This window comes from Propionispora vibrioides (assembly GCF_900110485.1).
Taxonomy (GTDB): Bacteria; Bacillota; Negativicutes; order Propionisporales; family Propionisporaceae; genus Propionispora; species Propionispora vibrioides.
This window is the reverse complement of the sequence record NZ_FODY01000050.1, coordinates 1-6,285: the sequence shown is the minus strand read 5'-3', so window position 1 is coordinate 6,285 and position 6,285 is coordinate 1. Positions and strand designations below refer to the sequence as shown.

The following is a 6,285-nucleotide window of genomic DNA, read 5'->3' as shown; positions in this document are numbered from 1 at the left end:
AAAAAAGAAAATAGCCTATGTAACCATCTTCGCATTAGTCAGCCAACCCTTAATCGTGGGGGCGGAAGCGGTAGCCGATTCCCAGGCGGCCGAACCAAACCGGCCTAAGGTAGAAACCACACAAAATGGGACCCCGATTGTACAGATTACGGCTCCTTCCGCGGCCGGTGTATCGCGCAATATCTATAGTCAATTCAATGTAGACCCGCAAGGGCTCATTCTCAACAACTCCCAAACGCTTACTCAGACCCAACTGGCCGGCTATATTACCGGCAATCCCAATCTGGCCAACGGGACGGCAAAGATTATTCTTAACGAAGTCAGCGGCCACGATCCCAGTATACTGCGCGGCTATACGGAAGTAGCCGGCTCCCGGGCGGAAGTGGTCATTGCCAACCCGAACGGTATTACCGGCAACGGCTTTGGCTTTATTAATGCCAGCCGGGCTGTACTCACCACAGGTACACCGTTCTTTGGCGGCAATGGCAGCCTGGAAGCCTTTAGGGTGAATCAGGGACAGATTACCGTTGAAGGAAACGGCATGGATACCCAACAGACCGACAGGGCAGATCTCATCAGCCGGGCCGTACAGGTCAATGCCGGTATCTGGGGTAAAGAGGTCAATGTGGTGGCCGGTGCCAATCAGGTAGAGCATGATTCGTTGCAGGCTACGGTTCTGCCGGCCGGTAACAACCGGCCGCAGATAGCTATCGATGTAAGCTCTTTAGGAGGAATGTACGCCAACAAGATCAGGTTGGTAGGTACCGAGCAGGGTGTGGGCGTGAATAGCCAGGGGGTGCTCAGCGCCAGCGGTGATATTACCATGACCAGTGAAGGCAAGGTACAACTGGCCAACCAAATGGTAGCCGGCGGTAATCTGTCGATTGCTGCCAGTGATGACATCAGTAATCAGGGTACCCTGTACGGAGCCGGCAATACCAGCTTTAATACAACAGGTACACTGAATAATACAGGGACATTGGTAGCCGGACAAAACGCAACGATAACAGCTCGAAGTATAACCTCACAGGGGGTTCTCGGAGCGGGAGTGCAAAGCGATGGCACGTTGAAAACCACAGGTGCTCTAACTGTTAAGACTACGGAAGCTGTGGCGAGCAGTGGACAAAATATCGCCGCAAGTGATATCACCATGACGGGAGCAGCGCTTAACTTAGCCGGGGCTCAAACTTATGCTAGCGGTGATATTACTTTACAGGCTACAGGCGGTGATATTGACCATACAGGTTCCACCTTGCAAACTGGCGGGAATCTGAATGTACAAGCGACAGGAACGATAAAAAATGACGTTAATGGTACTATGACAGCCGGCAATATAACGCTCAAAGCTCATGATATCAGTAACCGTGGTGGCAGCCTGCTGCAGTTTGGTTCCGGTGCCGCAAAGTTGAATGTGACCGGCTCCCTGGACAATACCAATGGTACGCTTGCCAGCAATGGACCAGTGTCTATAACCGGTAAGGATTTGATCAATAGAGGCGGTAGTATCTGCGCATCAAATGAAACCCCTGCCAATGTAAGCATTGCCGTCAGCGGCAATATTGACAACAGTCAATCCGGATTGATTAATGCCAATGGCGATACGACCATTACTACGGCAAATCTCGATAATACTCAAGGACAAATTACGGCTGGCAAAGAACTGCAGATTGATGGCACACAAGCCATCGGCAATGTGCAGGGTACCTTGGCAGCGAAGCAGCATGTTCAAGTTACAGGAGCTACTATCGATAATACCCGGGGTGAAATCGGCTCCCTGCAAGGACATACTGTTATCCAGTCCCTGGCCGGAACACTGGACAATACCCAGGGCCGTATTGAGGCTGCCCAGGAACTTACCCTGTTGGCCCAAGGTGTAACCAACACTGACGGAGTGGTGGTTGGTAATCAGGTAGACATCAACACCAATCGGCAAAACTTGGAAAATAGCCGCGGGATCATTGCTGCCACAGGCGGTGAAGGGAAAATTACCGGTGGCAAAGTGAACAACGCCGGGGGACAGATTCAGTCACAGGGGGACCTGACATTGGAACTGACCGATTCCCTAACTAACACCGGCGGCTTGATGCACTCTGACCAGAACCTTGCCGTTGATGCCGCCAGCATTGGCAATACCGGCACCCAGGGAACCGGCCAAGGCATGGAAGGGCAGTCGGTCAGTCTAAGTGCTGCGGGGATTGATAATACACAGGGCGCTGTCCGGGCTGATGACACCGTAACTATCACAGCTCATAATTACGTCAATAATACCCAGGGTGTACTTTCTTCTAAGAAAGCACTGGCCCTGCAAGACAGTAATAGTAATAAAACGTTGGTGATCACCAATACAGGTGGTACGGCTATTGCCGGACAACAGCTCAGCATTGACAGTGCAGGACTTTCCGGCGATGGCAGTCTGCTCAGCACCGGCGATCTCAGCCTGGCCCTTACACAGGACTTTCTAAATACAGGGAATATTCAGGCTAATGGCAATGTGAATGTAAATACGGCAGGACAAGTGGAGAACCGGGCGAAGATTTCATCCGGTAAAGCCTTGACCGTGCAGGCCGATACGGTGAATAATACTGCCGGGGCAGAATTGAGTGGTCAAAGTACAAAGCTTTCGGCCGTTCATACCATTAACAACAGGGGCTTAATTGATGGCGGTGAAACGCTGCTTGATGCCGGAACGGTTCAAAACATCGGCACAGGACGTATCTACGGAGATCATCTGGCCATTCATTCCGGGGTACTCAATAATACGGTTGAAAATGGTGATGCCGCTACCATTGCTGCTCGCAGCCGGCTGGATATTGGCAGTCAGACCATCACCAACCGGGAGCATGCCGAAATATTTAGTATGGGAAATTTGTACATTGGCGGTGGACTGGATGAACAGCACCAGGCTGTCGGTCAGGCCGACACCCTAAATAATAACAGTGCGACTATTGAGGCCCTTGGCGCAATGAGCTTGTCGGCCGGACAGATTAATAACACCAATGAACACTTCAGTACGGCCCTTCAGCAGGTCAGTGTGGAAGATATTGTGGAATACCAGGGGAATGGTTCGCCCAATCGCTATACGCCGGGTACGCCTAATGTGTACATTTATAACGATGAATCCGATCATTTGCACACTCCAGAGGGGAATTACGAAACTTGGAACTCCTACAACTACCGGCGGATTGTCAGTCAAACCCAGGTGGTTACCACCGATCCGGGAAAAATCCTTTCCGGTGGGGACATGCTGGTACAGGCTCATACGCTGAACAATGATAAGAGCCAGATGATAGCCGGCGGGGCATTTGGCGGGAAGGTTGACAATCTTAACAATGTTGAGGTCCCTGGGGTGATTACGACCGTTGATACCGGCAGTGTTACGACCTATTGGCGCGATCATCATAGCGGTCGAGACAGCACCGGCAGAAGTACGACCGGCTACAATCCAGCGGCTAAAAGCCAGGATATTACGTTAAAGCCTAGTGTGTATTTGGAGAATACGGCTCCGTCCGGTGAACAAACACAGGTTACTGCATTACAGACTGATGCGGTGCAGCAAAATCCGGCCGGCTCAGGAACTTCCGGGGAGGCCGATACCAATCGAATCATTCAGGTGACCACACCGGATGGCTCTAACGTGCAAAGTGGCAGTGTGAATACCAAAGTATCCAACAGCAGTATGCTTAGCATAAATCCGAATCCGTCATCCCGGTATATTGTGGAAATCGATCCCCGATTTGCCGATTACCGGACCTGGATTTCCTCCGACTATATGATCCAGGCGCTTTCCCTAGATCCGGATCAAGTACAAAAGAGGCTGGGTGACGGGTTTTATGAGCAGCAGCTTGTTCGTGAACAGGTGACGCAGCTTACCGGTAATCGCTTTCTTAGCGGCTATAGCAGTGATGAGGAGCAATATAAAGCGCTAATGGATAATGCTAGCGTATTTGCTCAGGAGCAACACCTGACCGTGGGTGTAGCGCTTACGGCCGAGCAGATGGCTCAACTGACAACCGACATGGTGTGGCTCGTGGATAAAGAGATTACGCTGCCCAGTGGGGAAACAACTCACGCATTGGTGCCGCAGCTTTATGTTCGCAATCTGAAAGAAGGGGATCTGGCTCCCTCCGGGGCGCTGATTTCCGGCAATACGATACAAATAAATGCTAGTGGTGATATTACCAATAGTGGAACGATGCAGAGCTGCAGCGTGGTAGCCCTGACCGCCGAAAACATACGAAATTTAGGCGGGACCATCAGCGGGGACCAGGTAGGACTCAGCGCCCGTACCGATATTGACAATCTGGGTGGCAGTGTAGACGCTACCAGTAAACTGGTGTTGGCAGCCGGACGTGATTTGAATGTTGTGTCCACGACAAGTACCCAGGATAGCACACAAGGCAGTCGTACCAACATAAACCGCATCGCCAGTCTCTATGTTTCGGGTGACAATGGAATTCTCAGTGCCAGTGCGGGGCGTGACAGCAATCTAAGTGGTGCCCAAATCAGCAATATGGGAAAAGATGGGCAAACTGTTCTTGCCGCCGGCAACAATATTAATCTCGGAACAGTGACGGAAACCGAAAACAGTCACATTGCCTGGGACGGCAAAAACTATCGCAACGACAGCAGCCGTACGGAGACAGGTACGACTATGCAGACGCAGGGAGATATCACGCTGCAAGCCGGACAGGATTTGAATGCCCGGGCTGCCACTGTCAATAGCAGCCAAGGTGCACTTAACGTAACAGCCGGCCATGATATTAACCTAACGGTAGGTGAAAACAACCTCAGTCTGGAGGAAGGGCACCAACACAAAAGCCATAGTGGCATGTTTTCCAGTAAGACAGTAACGACGCATGACATTGTATCGGAAACAACCGTGCAATCGACAACCTTTTCCGGTGACAAGACGACAGTCATAGCCGGCAGGGATATGAACGTAACAGGCAGCAACCTAGTTGCCACCAATGACCTGCAGGTAGCAGCCGGAGGCAATATTTCCATAGCAGCCGCTCAGGAAACCGATCAGGAAGAACATATGCGTCAGGAGAAAAAATCCGGAGTCTTCTCAGGCGGCGGAATTGGCTTTACCATCGGCAGCCAAAAACAAAAAAGAACGACCGATACCGACAGCGTGACCCAGGTGGGCAGTATGCTTGGCTCGACTGCAGGCAATGTCACGCTGGAAGCAGGTAAAAATATAGACATTACAGCATCAAATATAGTGGGCGGTCAGGATGTCACCATGACGGGCAACGAAATTACCGTCCAGGCAGGAACCGATACTTATAAGGAACGCCAAACGTACGAATTCAAACAATCGGGGCTCAGCGTTTCCCTCGGTGGCGGCGTACTCAATACTATTTCGGACGCAACCAATCATATAGAACGCTCTGGCGAAGTCAGTGACGACCGTCTAAAAGCTCTCTATGACTATAAGGCCGTCAAAGATGTCCAAAAGCTGGGGAAAGAGCTACAAGGCGGCCTAAATAAAAGTAACCTGAAAAAAGACGTGACCGTTAGCATCAGTATCGGCAGCAGCAAATCGACCTCGGAGCAGGATACCGACAGCGAGACAGCCAGCAGAGCGGGCATCACGGCAGGAGATACTCTTACTATGACGGCCCGTACCGGGGATGTCACGCTGCAGGGAGCCTCTATCAACGCGAAGGACATAACCATCGAAGCAGACCAGGACATTAACATCAAAGACGCGCAGAATAAGGAAAAAACCGACAGCAAATCGGACAGCTCCTCCTGGGCGTTGGGAGTCAGCCTGAATGCCGGATTGTTTGGCAATGCCAGCAATGGAAACAGTAATGGCAACGGTACGGTAGTTACCCACAGCGGTACGGAAATTAATGCAACCGACACAGTAGACCTCCATTCTGGACGGGATACCAATATCATCGGCTCTCAGGTAAAAGGAAAAGAAGTAATCGCCAACGTTGGCCGAGACTTGAATATAGCCAGCCAACAGGACATCGACAACTACGCGGAGAAGAGCAGTAGCAGCGGTATCGGTTTCAGCACCGGTCCGTCAGGCGGCGTAACCGGCTCAGCTAGCAAGGGGAAAATCAACTCCGAATACGCCAGTGTTACTGAACAGGCAGGTATTTATGCTGGCGAAGACGGTTTCGATATAACGGTAGGCAAAAACACCGACCTGAAGGGTGCGGTCATTAGCAGCGAGGCTACACCTGATAAGAATAGGCTGTCTACCGATACGCTGACTTACTCGGACATTGAGAATCATGCCGATTACAGCGCCAGCAGCGTTGGGGT

General features: G+C 51.3%; 1 protein-coding gene. It reads left to right on the top strand.

Annotation, left to right across the window (positions count from 1 at the left end):
• Positions 1-6,285, top strand: a 6,285-nt coding sequence (locus BMW43_RS21945; RefSeq protein ID WP_091752441.1) for a hemagglutinin repeat-containing protein, incomplete at both ends; no start/stop codon positions are given.